This is a genomic window from Streptococcus sp. OMI870, assembly GCF_047460295.1.
In the GTDB taxonomy this organism is placed as follows: domain Bacteria; phylum Bacillota; class Bacilli; order Lactobacillales; family Streptococcaceae; genus Streptococcus.
The window spans coordinates 150,627-168,782 of record NZ_JASHGM010000004.1; the positions used below are offsets into that span (position 1 = coordinate 150,627).

15 protein-coding genes are annotated in these 18,156 nt (G+C 43.7%); 10 read left to right on the forward strand and 5 right to left on the reverse strand.

The window, feature by feature from the left end:
• Positions 1-140: 140 nt before the first annotated feature.
• Entirely contained in the window at positions 141-2,993 is a 2,853-nt protein-coding gene (locus QM968_RS08085; RefSeq protein WP_414383436.1) for an AAA family ATPase, read from the forward strand.
• A gap of 98 nt (positions 2,994-3,091) precedes the next feature.
• Positions 3,092-4,333, forward strand: a complete 1,242-nt coding sequence (locus QM968_RS08090) for an aminopeptidase (RefSeq protein WP_414383438.1) — start codon at positions 3,092-3,094, stop codon at positions 4,331-4,333.
• 495 nt (positions 4,334-4,828) lie between these two features.
• Here the strand turns inward: QM968_RS08090 and def are convergent, their stop codons facing one another.
• Together def and QM968_RS08100 are read right to left on the reverse strand one after the other, a co-directional pair.
• Positions 4,829-5,443, reverse strand: coding sequence for a peptide deformylase (def, locus tag QM968_RS08095; protein WP_003004253.1), 615 nt, complete (start codon positions 5,441-5,443; stop codon positions 4,829-4,831).
• Positions 5,444-5,503: 60 nt separating this feature from the next.
• On the reverse strand, positions 5,504-6,190 hold the full coding sequence (locus QM968_RS08100) for a cyclic nucleotide-binding domain-containing protein (RefSeq protein WP_414383440.1): 687 nt from the start codon (positions 6,188-6,190) through the stop codon (positions 5,504-5,506).
• A 145-nt stretch (positions 6,191-6,335) separates the two neighbouring features.
• Between QM968_RS08100 and QM968_RS08105 the strand changes: the two genes are divergently transcribed.
• The 8 genes from QM968_RS08105 to trxA all read left to right on the forward strand — a co-directional run bounded on the left by QM968_RS08105 (position 6,336) and on the right by trxA (position 14,742).
• Positions 6,336-7,499, forward strand: coding sequence for an MFS transporter (locus QM968_RS08105; protein ID WP_414383442.1), 1,164 nt, complete (start codon positions 6,336-6,338; stop codon positions 7,497-7,499).
• A gap of 104 nt (positions 7,500-7,603) precedes the next feature.
• Entirely contained in the window at positions 7,604-8,767 is a 1,164-nt protein-coding gene (locus QM968_RS08110; protein ID WP_009732174.1) for an MFS transporter, read from the forward strand.
• A complete protein-coding gene (locus QM968_RS08115; RefSeq protein WP_414383444.1) occupies positions 8,758-9,486 on the forward strand; it encodes a pseudouridine synthase in 729 nt (242 codons plus the stop codon). The genes QM968_RS08110 and QM968_RS08115 overlap by 10 nt, the downstream gene beginning before the upstream one ends.
• 220 nt (positions 9,487-9,706) lie before the next feature.
• Entirely contained in the window at positions 9,707-12,370 is a 2,664-nt protein-coding gene (locus tag QM968_RS08120) for a Cna B-type domain-containing protein (RefSeq protein WP_414383446.1), read from the forward strand.
• A 296-nt stretch (positions 12,371-12,666) separates the two neighbouring features.
• Positions 12,667-12,936: a 30S ribosomal protein S15 gene (gene rpsO / locus QM968_RS08125; protein ID WP_009732177.1), complete on the forward strand. Its 270-nt coding sequence runs from the start codon at positions 12,667-12,669 to the stop codon at positions 12,934-12,936.
• A gap of 422 nt (positions 12,937-13,358) precedes the next feature.
• A complete protein-coding gene (locus QM968_RS08130) occupies positions 13,359-14,003 on the forward strand; it encodes a CadD family cadmium resistance transporter (RefSeq protein WP_125374551.1) in 645 nt (214 codons plus the stop codon).
• A 187-nt stretch (positions 14,004-14,190) separates the two neighbouring features.
• Positions 14,191-14,415, forward strand: coding sequence for a DUF4649 family protein (locus tag QM968_RS08135; RefSeq protein WP_003010037.1), 225 nt, complete (start codon positions 14,191-14,193; stop codon positions 14,413-14,415).
• Between the two features lie 12 nt (positions 14,416-14,427).
• Positions 14,428-14,742 (forward strand): thioredoxin, encoded by a 315-nt coding sequence (trxA, locus tag QM968_RS08140; RefSeq protein ID WP_009732179.1) that lies wholly within the window; start codon positions 14,428-14,430, stop codon positions 14,740-14,742.
• A gap of 68 nt (positions 14,743-14,810) precedes the next feature.
• On the opposite strand, the gene QM968_RS08145 is transcribed toward trxA, so the two are convergent.
• From QM968_RS08145 to pepF, 3 genes are all read right to left on the reverse strand, one after another.
• Positions 14,811-15,257, reverse strand: a complete 447-nt coding sequence (locus tag QM968_RS08145; RefSeq protein ID WP_414383448.1) for a thioredoxin domain-containing protein — start codon at positions 15,255-15,257, stop codon at positions 14,811-14,813.
• Positions 15,250-16,182, reverse strand: a complete 933-nt coding sequence (locus QM968_RS08150; RefSeq protein WP_414383450.1) for an excalibur calcium-binding domain-containing protein — start codon at positions 16,180-16,182, stop codon at positions 15,250-15,252. The genes QM968_RS08145 and QM968_RS08150 overlap by 8 nt, the downstream gene beginning before the upstream one ends.
• 128 nt (positions 16,183-16,310) lie before the next feature.
• Positions 16,311-18,107 (reverse strand): oligoendopeptidase F, encoded by a 1,797-nt coding sequence (pepF, locus tag QM968_RS08155; RefSeq protein WP_414383452.1) that lies wholly within the window; start codon positions 18,105-18,107, stop codon positions 16,311-16,313.
• Between the last annotated feature and the right edge of the window lie 49 nt (positions 18,108-18,156).

The following is an 18,156-nucleotide window of genomic DNA, read 5'->3' on the forward strand; positions in this document are numbered from 1 at the left end:
GGTTTTTAAGTCCGTTCAGACCGGATAAGTGTTTTCTTTGGATCCGGATTGTGTTACAATTTTTAGTGACAAGTGTTTGTAACAAGGAAACAGAAATACAATGGATGTTCTTCCAAAAAAATGAAACAGAGGAGAAGCGCGTGGCAAGATATTTAGTAGGGCCTTACAACAATAGTTGGAACTTTATGGATGCGATTGAAAAAGCGCAGGATGGGGATACCATCGAGTTTGAAAATGGGTATGTCTTTCAATGGCCGACAAATAAAGTGATCGAGATCGACAAGAACCTTCATTTTGTGGGGCATGTAGTCCCAAATCCAAATGGCAATGGGCGCATGTTTAACAACATCATTGAGGCTTCCTTCCGATTTGTAGAAGGAGTTCAGGTGACGTTTGAAGACTTGTGGTTTAAAGTTGGTGGAAATTATACTACTTTGAGTTTATGGAATGGCTCAGACATCACCTGTAAACAGGTCTATTTTGAAGCAACCACTCCAACAAATAATGAATTTTTTATCTATATGGATACGAATTCGAAAATGACTTTGGAAGGAGTCGGAATGAAGGTTCCGGAAAAACACCAAAGTGCCATCGGTATGTCCGCTTCGGAATTGTCCATTCGCAATTCAACGATTTTTTCTAAGATAGAACTATCAGAAGGTTCCAAGTTGACCTTAGAAAATGTCCAAATTGAAAAATTTGAGAATAATACGATCCATGCCAAGGACTCAGAAGTGATCGCAAAAAATTCAACGATTACAGGCGGGGATCTGGAAAATGATTTTCCACCAGTTTGGTTGAGGAATGTCATTTGGGAGTCTGAAAACTGTAAAATTGAGCTACCTACGGGGACTGGGGTCTGTCTTGACAATAATGTTCAATTCAATTCGGATTCGGATCGTATGACCTCCATCAATTCATACAATAGTATGATCCGAGCTCACCAGGCTACATTTTCAGAATGTTTATGCGTCTATGAAGCATCATTTGCTTCTTTGACTGGAGAAACGACTTTCTTGAATGAGAATACCCAAACCATTTCATTTGGAGTTTTTGATGAGAGTGTGTTGATGGCTGAGCATCTGATTTGCCATAAGATTGCGGATCCTAATATCCGGCTTCAAGGTGGAGCCTTTGCGAAGGTGGGCATCATGACCTATAGCCAGGGGGATGCGCGTGATCTGACCAAGGAAATCGAGGATGGTTGTGACTATCTTGTCGGTAGAGAAGTGGCCAAGGGCAATGCGCAAGTCGTTGCTACGGGACAGGTGACGGATGCAACGGTGGCTCCAACCACCGCAAGAGACTCTGGACCAGAGAAGAAACAAGATGCTCTTCAAGAACTCAATAGCCTGATTGGTCTTGAAAAAGTCAAACATGAGATCAAGAAAATGATCAACATGGTGGAATTTAACAAGAAACGAATCGCCAGTGGCAAGGCCCCTGAAAAGCAAACACTCCATGCAGCCTTTATGGGAAATCCTGGTACAGGGAAAACGACGGTGGCCCGTCTGTTGGGACAAGTTCTCTTTGATGCAGGTGTCCTCTCAGGGGAGGAATTCCGTTTCGTGGAAGCAACGGAGTCCGATCTGATCTCTTCGAATATTGGAGGAACAGCTGAACAGACCCAGGCCCTGCTTGAAAAAGCGCGTGGGGGCATCCTCTTTATTGATGAAGCCTATAGCTTGGATAAAAAGGACAGCGGTGCGGATTTTGGGATTGAGGCGATCAATACCATCCTCAAGTTTATGGAGGACAATCGCGATGACATCATGATTATCTTTGCCGGCTATACCAAGGAAATGGAGGAGTTCTTAAAGACCAATCCAGGCCTCCGTTCTCGGGTGCCAAATAATTTCATCTTTGAAGATTTCACGGGAGATGAGATTGTCCAACTGGGCGAAATGATTTTAAGCAAAGGGGACTACAAGCTCGAAGACCGGGATTATTATGCACGGCATGTTAAGCGGGCCTATGATGGCTCTCTAGATAAGAGCAATGGTCGCTGGATCCGTAACCTGGATGAGCAATTGACTAAGACCATGGCAGATCGGGTAGTGGCCCAAGGTTCCGATGATATTGAGACCATCCTCAATAGCGATATCGATGCTGTCCTTAACCAAGGTAAGTATCAAGCAGGAGCCGATAAGGAAGAAGATGGAATGGCTGCCCTCAACCGTTTAGTTGGCATTGCCAAGGTGAAAGAGCAAGTGGAACAATTCGTGGCCATGGCTGAGTTCAATCAAAAACGGGCTGAACAAGGTGGCATCGTCGAAGATACGACCTTGCACTCTCTCTTTCTTGGAAATCCTGGTACAGGGAAGACGACCGTGGCCCGCATTTTGGGCAATATCCTCTTCCAAAAAGGGGTGATCAAGCAGAAGAAATTCATCGAAGTTTCGCGGAGCAATCTGGTTGGAGGCTACCAAGGGCATACAGCCTTGAAGACGCGCGAAGTTTTAGAGAGTGCACTGGGTGGTGTCCTCTTTATCGATGAGGCCTATACCCTCTTTACTGGTTCAAATGATGATTTTGGGAAGGAAGCCTTGGATGAAGTCCTCAAATTTATGGAGGACCACCGCCGTGATATCGTCATTATCTTTGCTGGCTATACCAGAGAGATGCATGACTTCTTGCAGGTCAATTCAGGTTTGCAAAGTCGGATCCCGACTACATTTGACTTTGAAGACTATAGTCCAGATGAGATCGTCGAGATCGGTCTGTTGGGGTTGCGCAAGCAAGGCTACCAAGTCAATGAATCTCTTTATGGAGAAATCGTCAGAGAAAATTATATGCGTGCCAATGATCATAGTAATGGTCGCTGGGTCCGCAATCTCAATGAAAAACTCTTGCGCCAAGTATCGACGCGAGTAACCCGTGAAGGTAGTACGGATTACAATTCGATTTTGGATCAAGATTTGGAAGCCTTGAGGGAGAATGGCAATTCTGGGCATCCCCATACAGTAGATGATCAAGGTTATGTTCTTCCTTGATCGAGAAAGAAGAATCAGGATTCTGCAGGAGCGGAATCCTTTTTGCATGGACTTGTGGTATACTAAGAGAAGATCATTCACTTATGAAGGAGAAAAAAATGGTTTTACCAAATTTTAAAGAAAACCTCGAAAAATACGCTAAATTGTTGGTGGCGAATGGCATCAACGTGCAACCTGGCCATACCTTGGTTTTGAACATCGATGTGGAACAAAGAGAATTGGCCCACTTGATTGTGAAGGAAGCCTATGCCTTGGGTGCGCACGAAGTGATCATCCAATGGGCAGATGACTTCACCAACCGGGAAAAATTCCTCCATGCACCGATGGATCGCTTGGACAACGTGCCTGACTACAAGATTGCAGAGATGAACTACCTCTTGGAACACAAAGCCAGTCGTCTTGGTGTCCGTTCTTCTGATCCAGGTGCCTTAAATGGTGTCGATGCAGAGAAATTGTCTGCCTCTGCCAAGGCTTTGGGTATGGCCATGAAACCAATGCGTATCGCCACTCAATCCAACAAGGTCAGCTGGACTGTTGCTGCTGCAGCTGGTTTAGAATGGGCGAAAAAAGTCTTCCCAAATGCGGCGAGCGATGAAGAAGCAGTGGATCTCCTTTGGGATCAAATCTTCAAGACTTGCCGGGTGTACGAAGAAGATCCAGTCAAGGCTTGGGAAGAGCATGCTGCTATTTTGAAGAGCAAGGCAGATACCCTTAATAAAGAACAATTCTCAGCCCTTCATTACACAGCGCCAGGCACCGATTTGACTCTTGGCTTGCCGAAAAACCACGTTTGGGAATCTGCCGGAGCTATCAATGCCCAAGGCGAAGGCTTCTTGCCAAACATGCCGACAGAAGAGGTCTTCACAGCCCCTGACTTCCGTCGCGCAGAAGGCTATGTCACTTCTACAAAACCGCTTAGCTACAATGGGAACATCATCGAAGGCATCAAAGTGACCTTTGAAAATGGAGAAATTGTGGATATCACAGCTGAAAAGGGCGATCAAGTCATGAAAGATTTGGTCTTCAAAAACAAGGGAGCGCGTGCCTTAGGTGAATGTGCCCTTGTACCAGATCCAAGCCCAATTTCCCAATCAGGCATCACCTTCTTCAACACCCTCTTCGATGAAAATGCCTCTAACCACTTGGCCATCGGGGCAGCCTATGCAACCAGCGTAGAAGGTGGCGCAGAATTCACAGAAGAAGAACTCGAAGCAGCCGGCCTCAACCGCTCAGACGTCCACGTCGACTTCATGATCGGCTCAAGCCAAATGGATATCGACGGCATCCGAGAAGACGGTACCCGCGTCCCAGTCTTCCGCAACGGAGATTGGGCAATATAGGGAGCAGGACAGAAATCGGTAGACGCAGTCTCGATTTCGTAGTCCTGCCCCCACACAGTTGATTAGACTGGACGAAGAACCGAAAGGTTCAAGTACCGTCAATCAACCACTGTGCTAAGAGACAGAAATCAGTAACTCGAAGAGTTTGATTTCTACCTCGCTTTTTGGATTTAAGGCTCGGGCAAAAAAGGTCCACCGGACCTTTTTAGTCCCCCCGCCCAGTTGATCAGGAAGTACGAGTACCGCAGGTAGGAGTAGTTCCAATCAAACACTGCGCCAAGCGACAGAAATCGGTAGACGCAGTCTCGTAAATAAAAAACGTAAGGTAGGAGTGAATTCATCACTTCTACCTTACGTTTTTGTCAGTTATCCCCTTTGTATCTTATTAAATGAACACGGGCTACGGATTGTGTCAAAAAGATGAATCCTCCTAGAATCTTTTGGATTCTTCGTCGTATTCCCTATTTTGACTGTATCCGCTACGCCCTTTGTATCTTATTCTAAAATCAAGAGGCCTTCTTTGATTTCAAATGGGTTGTTTGGATTGATGCGGTCATAGAACATGATGCCGTTGGTGTGGTCGATTTCGTGTTGGACGACGATGGAGTTATAACCTTTGAGTTTGATGCGTTTCTTTTCCCCATCTTTTGTGAAATACTCCACGGTCACGCGGGCATGGCGAACCACATAGCCTGGGACGTTGCGGTCTACAGAGAGACAGCCTTCCCCGTCACCAAGAGCCGCATCTTGCACAGAATGGGCAACAACCTTTGGATTGTACATGACTTCTTGAAGGCTATAGGCTTCTTTTGGTGGGTTGCCATCGGCATCTTCTGGATTGGGCACTAAAACAGCGATAATGCGTTTCGAGATGTCCAGCTGAGGGGCAGCGAGTCCCACTCCTCCACGGAGGCCAAGTTTTTCAGCCATAACAGGGTCTTGAGAATGGTGCAAGAATTGCATCATTTTTTCACCTAGGATAATTTCCTGATCAGACAAAGGGAAGGTCACATCTTCCGCAACAGCTCGAAGTGTTGGATTTCCTTCGCGAATGATGTCATCCATATCAATCAAATGGGATGCTCTTGTAACTTTTTCAATTGCTTTCATCGTTTTACTCTCACTTTCTTTCTAACCTCCATGATAACACAAAAGAGCCTAAAATTAAAGTTATCTGTCGGCGGTTTCCGCATGTTTGATGGACAAATCATTCATCCTTTTTGCATCTAAAATCGTATAGACTCGCCCTTCTCTTTGGACTAAGCCCTCGTCGATCATCTGCTTGATGACACGGCTAAGGTGGCGGTAGCTGATCCCAAAACGCAGGGCCAGCTGATTCATCTTGGGCTTGAGGGTCCCATTTTCATCACAATGCTCCAGAAAATGCGTAGCTAGGCGTTCCTTGACCGAATAATGAAAGTTGGCAGGAGCCAAATAGTTGATCTGGTGCAATTTCTCAGCCAAGGTCTTGGCAGTAGAGCGCAAAAAGGTTGGATCAAGTAGGAGTCGGTCCTTGAAATGCCGAGCAGAGAGCTGAACGACTAGTGAGTCTTGGTCTGCAATGACCGATGTGATACAGACCCGATCGAGCAGGAGTTCAATCTCTCCTAAGAGTCCAGGTTTTTCTTGGATTTCAAGGATGGTGTCGCTACCATTTTCAAGACTGTGGACGATCTTGAGCCGGCCTTTGAGAAAATAAGGAATGACATCTTGGTCAGAACCCTGGCGGCAGATATACTCTCCAGCCTGATAGAGAACGAGGTCCAGCTGACTAAGACAGTCACCTGGAAAGATCTGATCCAATTGGTAGTCAGTGATGATCTCCATGAGTTTCGTAGAAGGGGAAACTTTTTTCATCTTAATCTCCTAAAATAGGACAAATGTCCTGTTTTTCTCTTTCTAAATTGATTATACTAGGATTCTATTGAAAATACTAGTTTAAATCTTTTCTGAAAAAGTTAGTGAAATCAAAAAATTACCAGTAAAGTGTAGGAAATAAAAAATGAAAAAAACAATGGAAAGAATCAGTCTCTTGAGTTTGTCGCTCATGCTGATCTCATCATTTTCAATTACAGCCGGTTTGCCGGCTATGAAGGCCTATTTTAGCCAATTTGGATATTCAGCAGGCCAGGTGGAACTCTTGGTTTCCCTTCCGGCCTTTGCGGTTGTGGCCATGCTCTTTTTAAATAGCCTGATCGAGCGGTGGATGAGTGAGCGCCAGATGATTGTCGCAGGACTTTTGCTCTTTTCAACTAGCGGGCTTTTGCCTTTGGTTGTGCAGGACTATCCTCTCATCTTTCTAAGTCGTTTGATCTTTGGCTTGGGGACAGGAATGATCAATGCCAAGGCTATTTCGATTATCAGTGAACGCTACTCAGGCAATGACAAGACTCGGATGCTGGGCTATCGGGGGGCTGCTGAAGTGGTGGGCTCTGCCATCTTGACTTTTATGGTGGGACAACTCTTACCCCTAGGCTGGCCAGCGATCTTTGCCGTATATGGAGGTGGTTACTTGATTTTACTCCTCTATATCCTTTTTGTCCCCTATCCTAAGGGGAAAAAACAGGCTAGCTTGAAGGAGAAAAAGAAAAGTTCCGCACGCCTTCGCTCCCCTCAATGGCGTTTTAGTCTGATGCTAGCCGTGATTGCTGGCATCATCATTTGTTTCAATTCCATCATTAGCCTGCGCGTGCCGGATATCATTGTTGACGCTCGTATGGGAACGGCGACAACAGCTGGAACAGTCCTAAGTCTGATGCAATTGACAGGGATTGTAGCGGGAGTGGGATTTGCTAGTTTGACACATGCTTTCAAAAAGCACTTGCTCATGATCATGTGCTTTGGTTTCGGTCTAGCTTTAGCCTTGATTGGCTTGTCTGGACAGCTGTGGAGCCTGGTTCTAGGAACCCTCTTGGCAGGATTTACCTACAGTACGGGGGTCACCAGTATCTTTTATCACTTATCTGAAAAAATCCCAACCAATCTCCTGAACCTTGCGACCTCGCTTGTCTTGATTGGCTGCAATCTCGGATCAGCCCTCTCTTCTTTCTTCATCCAGTTGGTGACGCCACTAGCTCCTTCCAATCACCTGCTTTTTGTCTTGATTGGCGTTTTGATGGTTGGAACAGGAGTCTTCGCCTCACAATTACTAGCACGAACGAAATGATGGAGAAATCATTTCGTTTTTTTAATTCAATCTATTGCGTCCTGTCACTAGCTCGTGTTATTATAGGAGGAGTGTGAAAAAAGATTAGTTTAAAGGATAATATAATGAAAAGAATCATGGAGAAAGTGAGTATTCTCGCGCTTTCATTCATTTTGACGACCTCGTTTTCGATTTCGAGTGCGCAGTCGGCCATGTTTGCCTATTACAAGGGAATTCCTCATAGCATGATTGAGCTATTGGTCTCGCTTCCTTCAGCAGGGATCATGGTTTCACTTATCTTCAATAAATGGATTGGGCGCCTGTTTTCAGAGCGTCAGATGATTGTGATAGGCTTAGTTGCGTACGCCCTGTGTGGCTTTATTCCCTTGATCAGTCCAGCCTATCCGGTTGTCTTTTTATCTCGGATTATTTTTGGGATGGCGGTCGGTTTGCTCAATGTATCTGCCATCGCTATTATCAGTGAGCGTTACAAGGGGAAAGAACGTGTCCAAACCCTTGGCATTCGTGGCTCTGCAGAAGTTGTCGGGACAGCAGTTCTGACCTTTGGGGTTAGCCTTTTGATCCGCTTTGGCTGGCAGGCTGCCTTTCTCGTCTATGGAATCAGTATTCCTATCTTGCTCTTGTATCTCTTATTTGTCCCTTATGGTTCGAAAACAGTGGATGCAGAGGAGAAACATCGGAATGATCAGATGACAGCTAGTCAATGGCGGACGGCACTAGGCTTAGCTGTTGTTGCGGCGTCGATCGTCTTATCTAATGTCATGATTACTGTTCGGATTCCAAGTGTGGTGGAGCAAGTTGGGTATGGCACTGCCCAAACTGCAGGGCTTATTTTAGCAGCTATGCAATTTGTCGGGATTCTTGCAGGATTAGCCTTCTCCCCATTAACCCAGCTCTTCCGCGATCGCTTGTTGCTCGTTTCGGGAGTGGCCTATGGCTTGACCCAAATGTTGATCGGGCTTTCTGCCAATCTCTGGATGCTTGCCATTGTGACCGTCCTTGCAGGCTTTGCCTATAGTGTAGCTCTCACAACTGTTTTTAATGTCATATCTGATCAGATGCCCGCTGGAGTACTAAGTCAGGCAACTTCCATTGCGATTTTGGGGTGTAGTGCAGGTTCGATCGCGACGACCTTTGTTCTCAGCCTCTTAGGAACTGTTTCCTCAGCTCCTGCCTTTATTTTTGGATTTTCTGGTATCCTCATGATCCTGGTTTCCTTTTTTGGCCTTTGGATTGTGCGAAAGGGTGAGAAGAGATCATGCGCTTAGATAAATTTTTAGTAGATTGTGGCGTGGGGAGTAGGACCGAGGTCAAGCAACTCCTCAAGCAAAAGAAAATTACAGTGAATGGAAAAAAAGAGACAGCAGGGAAACTACAGATTGATCCAGCCAAGGATCAGGTGACCTTTATGGGGGAAGACCTGGTCCATGAAACCTTCGTGTATTATCTGCTCAATAAACCAGCTGGGGTCATCTCCGCTACAGAGGATGACCATCACCAAACTGTGCTGGATTTATTGGATGAGACAGCTCGTCATAAGGAAGTCTTTCCTGTCGGACGGCTAGATATCGATACCCATGGCTTGCTACTTTTGACCAATAATGGGAAGTTGGCTCATGCCATGTTGTCACCGAAGAAGCATGTGGATAAGGTCTACCGCGCGCATGTGGCTGGAATCATGACGCAAGAAGATGTCGTCCGATTCAAAGCAGGAATAGAGTTGAAAGATTTCACGACTCTGCCAGCTGAGTTGGAGATTCTGGAAGTTGATCAAGAAACCAAGACTTGCTTGGTTCAGATCCGCATCGCAGAAGGAAAATTTCACCAGGTCAAGCGCATGGTCGTAGCCTGTGGCAAGGAAGTAGTTGATCTCCAGCGCATCTCCATGGGTCCTCTGAGTCTGGATCCCACTCTTGAATTGGGGGAGTGGCGGAGACTCAAGCCCTCTGAACTCAAGTCCCTAGAGGTGTTTGGAGTTCCCTTATAAGCAAAAAACAAAGCAGTCTGATTCTTACAGACTGCTATTTTTCTTTGTATCAAAAAAATGTACTTAAAATACAAAAAGCATATATATTAGCTTGTCTTCTCAAAGTAAATCGATTATAATGAAAAAAGATAGGTTGTGCGTAAATTCACAATATGTAGTGATAATTTTTTTTCCGCCTATACCTTATCTAGTAAACGTAGAAAAAGGAGTAAAATCGTTTATGAAAAAGAGGCTTTATTCTGTTGTAACAACAGTTGCCCTATTTTTGGTAGCGGCTTTAGGATTTGCCAAACCCAATAGTCTCGCTAAAGTTCATGCAGATACGATCAATGATGTCGTATCATCTGTCACTATCTCCAAATCAACTGGTGGGGCCATTACAGAACCACTCGGTGTTTGGGAAAGTTTTCAAGTTGAAGCGAACTTTGTCCTGCCTAATGGGCGTGTGAAAGCGGGAGATCAGACCGTCATTCAACTTGGAGATGACTTCAAGGTCTTTGAAACGGACACCATTGACCTGCTCGATCCAAGTGGGCAAAAAGTTGCGACAGCAACGGTAGATGAGCAAAGAAAAATCATCACAGTAACCTATACAGACTATCCTGAAAGAATGGCCAATGTAACAGGGAAACTGCGATTTTTCGCGCGTGTGGATCACCAAGTTGTCAAAGGACAAAAGACGCTTGATTTCACTCTTACGGTCGATAAGAACGTCATTTCAGGTGGAAAGATCGATTATAAAGGAGTGAATCCAGGTGAGTATCCTCCAACTCCAGAAGTCTTTAGCAAATGGGGTTGGACTAACTCAGATGATAAATTAAAATTGACCTATACCTTGAACATCAATCAAGGTCACACAGCCCTTCATAATATTGATATTAAAGACCAATTGGCCTTTACAGATGGAAAAATCAAAGCAGATTCTGTCAACATCCATACTGGAACTTGGCAGATCGATAACGAAGATGGGGCTTATCATTTACGAGATACCACAAATGTCACTAAAAATTATTCCCCTGTTGTCAGTGCCGATGGTCAATCTCTAACGGTTCATATCGGAGATCTAGCTCCAGAACAAGGAATGACGATTCGCTATGATGTTTATTTGGACAAGGTCCCAGCCATCAATACTTCCTACAAAAATAATGCGAAGATGACAGCGACAGAAGTCCAGGAGCAAAATAAGGTTGCAGACATTCTGTATCAATTCCTTGATGGAGATTTTAAAGGTGAGAAATATTCCTTCACCATCCATAAAAAAGGAGAAAATGGGCAAGCTCTTGCAGGTGCTGTCTTTACTGTGACAGCAGATGACACTGGTGAGCAAGTCGGAATCATTACCACAGATGAGAAGGGGACAGGAACCATTACTGGCTTGATCAAGCAAGCTTATACGGTTCAAGAGATTCAAGCTCCGACAGGATATGTCCTATCAGAAGAGCCTATCAAGATCAGCAAGGACGATTTTGGAAATGACCTCGCAATTTCTCGTGATGTCGTAAACCAAAAAGAAAAAACAAGCGTTGCTGGTCAAAAGACATGGAATGACAATGACAACCATGATGGCAAACGACCATCAAAAATCACCGTCAATCTTTTAGCGAATGGGACCAAAGTTGCTTCTAAAGAAGTGAAAGCAGATGCAGAAGGAAATTGGCTCTATCAGTTTGACAATCTTGATGTTGTTGACGATGCTGGTAATCTTATTGCCTACACTGTTTCAGAAGAACCTGTTGAAGGCTATGAAAAAACTATTGAGGGAACCAATATTACCAACACTCGTACACCAGAAGTTGTTGAAATTCCAGTAACGAAGATCTGGAAAGATAATGATAATCAAGATGGTGTTCGTCCTGACAAGGTCACTGTTCGTCTCCTTGCAGATGGTACAGAAGTAGCTAGCCAAGAGCTAAGTGCAGCGACTGATTGGAAGACAGTCTTTACCAATCTTCCAAAATACAATCACGGTAAACAAATTGTCTACACGATCACAGAAGACACAGTAGCCAATTACTCTGCTGCGATTGATGGAACAACTATTACTAATAGCTACAAGCCAGGTAAAACCAGCGTCACTGTTACAAAACGTTGGGAAGACAACAATGACCAAGATGGAAAACGTCCAAACACCATTAAGGTACAGCTTTATGCAGACGGCAAAGCTCAAGGAAAAGAAGTGGAACTTTCTGCTAAAAATAACTGGACTCATACTTTTAGCAATTTGCCTCTAAAAGCGAAAGGCAAAGAGATTCAGTACCAAGTGAAAGAAGTTGGAACAGTCAAAGGCTATATTAGTACAGTTGATGACAGTAACAAGGGAAATGTAGTGATCACTAATAGCCGCAAGCCAGAAGTGACAGAAGTAGCTGTCAAGAAAATCTGGGATGATAAGGAAAATAAAGATGGTCTTCGTCCAGATAAGGTAACAGTCCGTCTTCTTGCAGATGGCCAAGAAGTGGCTGTAAAAGAAATCACTGCTACTGACAATTGGCAGGCAAGCTTTACGGATCTACCAGTATACAAGGAAGGCAAGAAGCTTGCCTACACCATTACAGAGGATCCAGTGGCAGGCTATACAGCAACTATTGATGGTTTCACGGTAACCAACCATCATACACCACCGGCAACCCCGCCAGGTACGCCCCCACCACCACCGTCTACGACTACACCACCGCCGTCAACAACTACACCGTCTACGACTCCATCGACAACCACACCAAGCACATCGGAGAAACCAGAAACTCCAACCACACCAAGAGAAGGAAAGAAAAAAATTCTTCCATCAACTGGTGAAGTCGTTGCTTATGGGTTGACCATACTCGGTGCACTCTTAGCAGTTTTTGCTTTGGCTTTGCTCTTGCGTGGTAAACGAAAAGAAAAATAAGATTCATACAGTTAAAAGGCAAATATTCTAAAAGATATTTGTCTTTTAAAATCTCTTTGTTTGAGGAATAATAGGGTTAAATCGTTCAACTTCCTGAGGTTCAACGTAGAGTAAAGGAATGGGCTTTTGTAAAATGGATCTGTCCTTAAAAATTCATCTGGAAGGAAACATAAGTGTTTGACAGAAAGATGAAATCTTGGTAGAATGAATAGGTCGAATAGACAACTAACTCTTTCTTGGTAGCAGGCTATGCCAAACCTGCCACTCGGATAGAGCATAAAGAAAAGGAGCTTATCATGGCAATCTCAAAAGAGAAAAAAAATGAAATCATTGCACAATACGCACGTCACGAAGGTGACACTGGTTCAGTAGAAGTACAAGTTGCTGTCCTTACTTGGGAAATCAACCACTTGAACGACCACATCAAACAACATAAAAAAGACCACGCTACTTACCGTGGTTTGATGAAGAAAATTGGTCGCCGTCGTAACTTGTTGGCTTACCTTCGTACCAACGACGTTAACCGTTACCGTGAGTTGATCAACTCTCTTGGACTTCGTCGTTAATCTTGCGTCTAAAACGTTTCTATACTTCGTTGACTTCGCCTCGATGTACCATCAGTACAATCTTCGGCTCGGCGCCTTGTCTAGAAACGTTTTATCCAGCAAGAATGGAGCCTTCTGAATTCAGAGGGCTTTTTTATTGGGGTTTTATCGGCCACAATTTTGGAGACTACAAAAATCTCAAATGGTAGCAGTCTGCAAGCCCCCTCGGAGAGCCCAGACTTTACGAAGTAAAGTATAGTGGGTTATACTTTACATGGAAGTAGTCACCGAATTCCAGTTAGAAATTACTTTGTAACTACGTTTTGAGGAGGAGTAAAATGCTTTCTTACGTTCGACATTACCCACTAGCGATAGCTAAATTAATGTGTCTGTGCTTCCCTAAAATCTGCTGATTTATTACTGACTAATACAGGAGTTTTTTTATGGGACAGACAATCATATCTGCTATTGGTGTTTATATTTCCACCAGTATCGATTATTTAATTATTTTAATTATTTTATTTGCACAGCTATCACAGAATAAACAGAAATGGCATATTTATGCGGGGCAATATCTAGGCACAGGCTTACTTGTAGGGGCGAGTTTAGTTGCTGCTTATGTCGTCAATTTCGTGCCTGAAGCATGGATGGTTGGATTGCTTGGTTTAATCCCTATCTATTTAGGGATTCGCTTTGCAATTGTTGGAGAAGGTGAGGAAGAAGAGGAGGAAATTATTGAAAGATTTGAACAAAGCAAGGCAAATCAACTGTTTTGGACAGTTACATTGCTGACAATTGCGTCTGGCGGAGATAATTTAGGTATCTATATACCTTATTTTGCTTCGTTAGATTGGTCACAGACACTCGTGGCGTTGCTTGTGTTTGCAATCGGCATAATTATCTTTTGCGAGCTTAGTCGTGTGCTATCCTCTATGCCGTTAATATCCGAGACAATTGAAAAATATGAGCGAATCGTTGTGCCCTTAGTATTCATTACACTTGGACTATACATCATGTATGAAAATGGCACGATAGAGCCTACAATCTTCGGTTCGTCGCCTTTTCTAGAACGATTTTATCCAGTATAATCTTCGGCTACGGTTCCTAGCATCGTAAGGTAAAATAGATCAGATCGATCTCCCTTCGGGGAGATTTTTTGTTTTGTTGTCTTTTCCTTATCGCACAAGATCCATCATTCTGAGGAAGTCGTTTTGTTTGACAGATGTAATGAAGAGAGTTACAATTGATACATCTTAAGAAATAGAGGTTATCGCTATGATTGATATTACATATCTAGATGGTGCAAAGCAAGAAAGAGTCATGCATTTTGATTCCTATGAAGAGTTTGAACGCTCCCAACAGACTTGCTTGATTGGTGTAGCGGATTACTATCCTGTACAAAAATTGACCTATAATGGGCACGAACTCGATTACCATGGAACTTACGGAGATGTCTTCTTCTATTTGATGAAGCAAGACCTCGATCAATACAAAAACTAAAGGAGAAAAACAATGGTAAAAGCAATTACAGATGCAACATTTGAAGCAGAAACGAAAGAAGGATTGGTCTTGGTAGACTTTTGGGCAACCTGGTGTGGTCCATGTCGCATGCAAGCTCCTATCCTAGAAAAATTATCGGAAGAACTTTCGGAAGATGAGTTGAAGATCGTTAAAATGGACGTGGATGAGAATCCAGAAACCGCGCGTGCTTTCGGCATTATGTCCATCCCAACCTTACTCTTTAAAAAAGATGGGCAAGTTGTCAAACAAGTAGCAGGTGTGCATACTGCAGCACAAATTAAGGCAATTATTGCTGAGTTGAATTAAGTTAAAAAGGAAAAAAGCTAAAGAAAATGATTCTTTAGCTTTTTTTGTATAGATGTTTTTAAATTGGATTATTGAGTCAAGAGTTCTATGATTTCATCAATGCTTGATTTACTACCTTTTGTTAAATAGTTTTCTTTACTACCTTTTTTAAAAGATGATAAATTTGGTACGGTTTTGACATTCATATCATGAGCAAAGGAGGTGATCTCTTTTCGTTCTTTAGAATCGTTATCAAGGTAATAAACGGTCTGATTCGTTTTCTGAATAGCAACTGCTAATTTGGGAGCAAATTTTTGGCAGTATGGGCAGGATTCGCGACCGATAAAGAGGATGAAATCTTCTTTGTTGTTGATTTTCTCTTGTACTTCAGATAGCGGAATCTTTTTGACGTAAGTCATTGCTTCCTTGTAAGAACCTGGGATAATAATTTCTCTCTTTTTGAAATTCAAGTATAAAATAGCAAGCAGAGAGATTGTACAAATGGAAAAAAGGAGGCTCAGAATTTTCTTATTCACAAGCAACACCGTCACCATCTCTATCTAAACGAGGGCTATAACCAGGGGCTCCTCTGTATAGCGGTGCAGCCCCTGCGGCGCGTGCTTCACTACAATTTCGATAGCCCCCTTGTTGAGGTTGTGTGACAAATGCTTGTTGTTGCTGCGCTTGTTGGGTAGCTGCAGCTTGTCTGGCCTGTTCAGCGGCTGCGGCTTGTCGAGCTCGTTCAGCTTCAGCAGCTTGTTGTGCCCTGACGTTAATGTCATTTTGTACTAATCCAACACGATGAGTTAAGCGGTCTTTTGTTCCTTGGTCCGCTACATTTGCGATGGCAGCTTGGGCTGGAGCAACGTTATCTTGAATTTGATTATTTTCTAGTTGTTGTACGGCAGCTTCAGCTTGAGCAGCAAGTTGTTTTGCTTCGGCCTCTTTCTTATCTCGTTCTTCTTTTTCCCTTCGTTCCTGTTCTTCCTTCGTTTTTTTGTCGCGATCTTCTTTTTCTTTTCGTTCTTGCTCTTCTTTCGCCTTTTTCTCGCGTTCTTCTTTTGCTTTTTTCTCTTTTTCTGCTTTTTCTTTCTCAGATTTCTCTTTTTCTTCTGCTTCCTTTTCACGTTTTGCTTCAGCTTCTTTTTTGGCATTTTCGTCTTTTTTAGACGGAGTGGATGCAAAATGAGTAGCTTGAGTTTGCTCTTCTTGCTTAGTGGAAGCTATATTGGGATTGATTAAGTAGGTGCCTCCGACTGCAAGAACGGAAGCAATAGCAGCGATATTTTTTTTAGTAGCGTTGGGTTTCTTTTTAGCAAAATACCATGCAAATCCTATACCACCAAAAAAGAGGAGTGGGAGAATGATCTTGGGATTAAAAATCATAAAGAGGATTCCGAGACCACAAAGAAGGACTTTCCAAACTGGTTGAGCCATGATATAATCGACAAACTTTTTCATTTTTTTCTCCAAACTTAGTAATATTTTTCACAATAATCATACCACAATATAAGAGCGTTTTCAATCACTAACTGGTGATATTTAATTAAAAAATCAGACTTAGAATAAACTAAGTCTGAAAATTGTACTTATTCTCCCAATTCTGTACTGTAAGCAATAATCTGATCAACCGTATCAGACAAGAACTGGATGGTATCGCGAAGTGGTTTGTCAGTTGAGATATCTGCTCCGATAATCATGGCTGACTCAAGTGGGGTCTTGCTACCACCTGATTTAAGGAGATCTAGCCAATCTTTGGCTCCGTTTTCGGAGTTCTTCAAATGCAGGTAACCAGCGGTTGAGATAACTAGGCCAGCTGAGTAGGTATAGCTGTATAGTCCCATGTAGTAGTGGCTTTGGCGCATCCAGGTCAAAGCTGCATCGTCATCGATTTCAACGGCGTCTCCCCAGAATTCGGTCAAGACTTCCTTCATGATGCTATTGAGCTTGCTAGCGCCGAAGGTACCACCTTCTTCGATCAGGGTGTAGACCTTGCGTTGGAAGGCTGCTTCCAACAAGTGGGTGATAAAGTTGTGGAAGTAGGTGTCTGTCAAACGGTGAGCCAAGGCAAAGCGTTTTTGACGAGGGTCGTCAAACTGGTGTTCCAAGTAGTCGCTGAGGAGGAGCTCGTTAAAGGTAGAAGGAGCTTCTACATAGTAGGTCGACATGTGGGCGTTGAAGTAGCTTTGGTTGTTATCTGAGAAGATGAATTGACCAGAGTGTCCAATCTCGTGGATCAGGGTATAAACATCGCTCATCCGTCCTGTCCAACTCATGAGGACATAAGGATGGACACGGTAAGGATCGGCTGCATAGCCACCAGAATCCTTGCCTTCATTGGCCGCAAAGTCGACCCAGCGTTCGGTTTGGTAGCGGGCGATTTCGCGGGAATATTCTTCTCCAAGAGGTGCCACAGATTTCATGACCAAGTCATAAGCGTCATCAATGGTGACATCTGGGTTGAGTGCACTGTCCAAGTCCAACTTCCAGTCGGCAAAGGTCATTTTTTCAAGGCCGTTGACCTTGGCCACGTGTTTGAGGAATTTTTGAGCGACTGGAGCGAAGTCCTTCATGATCAGGTCAATCTGACGATCAAACATGGCACGATCCACTTCCTGCTCAGCCAAGAGATAGTCAAAGACGGAGTCGTAACCTCGCATGTCTGCGATCAGTTTTTCAGATTTGACTTGGGCTAGATAGGTGGCAGCAGCTGTGTTTTGGTGCTTGCGGAGGCCTTCTGAGAAAGAGCGAAAGGCTTTCTCACGGACTTCTGCATTCTCATGGTTTTGATAGAAGTTTTCATAGGTGACAAAGCTATTCTTGTAAACTTTTCCATCTACTTCAAAATCAGCCATTTCAAAGTCACCCGCCCGCATCTTGGTATAGATGTCTTGAGGTCCGTAGAAGACTTCACCAAGGTTGGTCAAAGTCTTTTCTACATCAGCTCCCAAGTAGTGAGCTTTTTTGATTTTAGCCTGACGAATGGCAAAAGTGAGGTGAGAGAGTTGTCCCAGACGTTCAAGGACTTCTTCATCCGCTTCTACCAAAGCATCGTCAAAGAAGGAAAGTTCGACGCTGGCCCAAGTTTCGAAATCCATCCCTGCTTGGGCAATTTCCGCAAAAGCTTCATCGCCAAAGTCTGTCGTTTGGGGCATAAAGCTGTAGTTACCAATGTGGCTGAGTTGAATCTGAATTTGTTCAAAGACTGCAAAGGCAGCTTCAAAGTCTTCAAAAGTGTGGAGCTTGCCCTTGTAGTTACGGACAAATTCATTGATTTCTTCGCGTGTTTTTTCAATGGCACGCAAGAAGTCTTCCTGGTCTTGGTAGAGGGCTGTGAGGTCCCAGAGTTCCTTCTCAGGAAATTCAGAACGTTTTTTTAATTCCATAGTGTTCTCCTTTTGATCAAATAACTATACTAAGTATATCAGAAAAAGG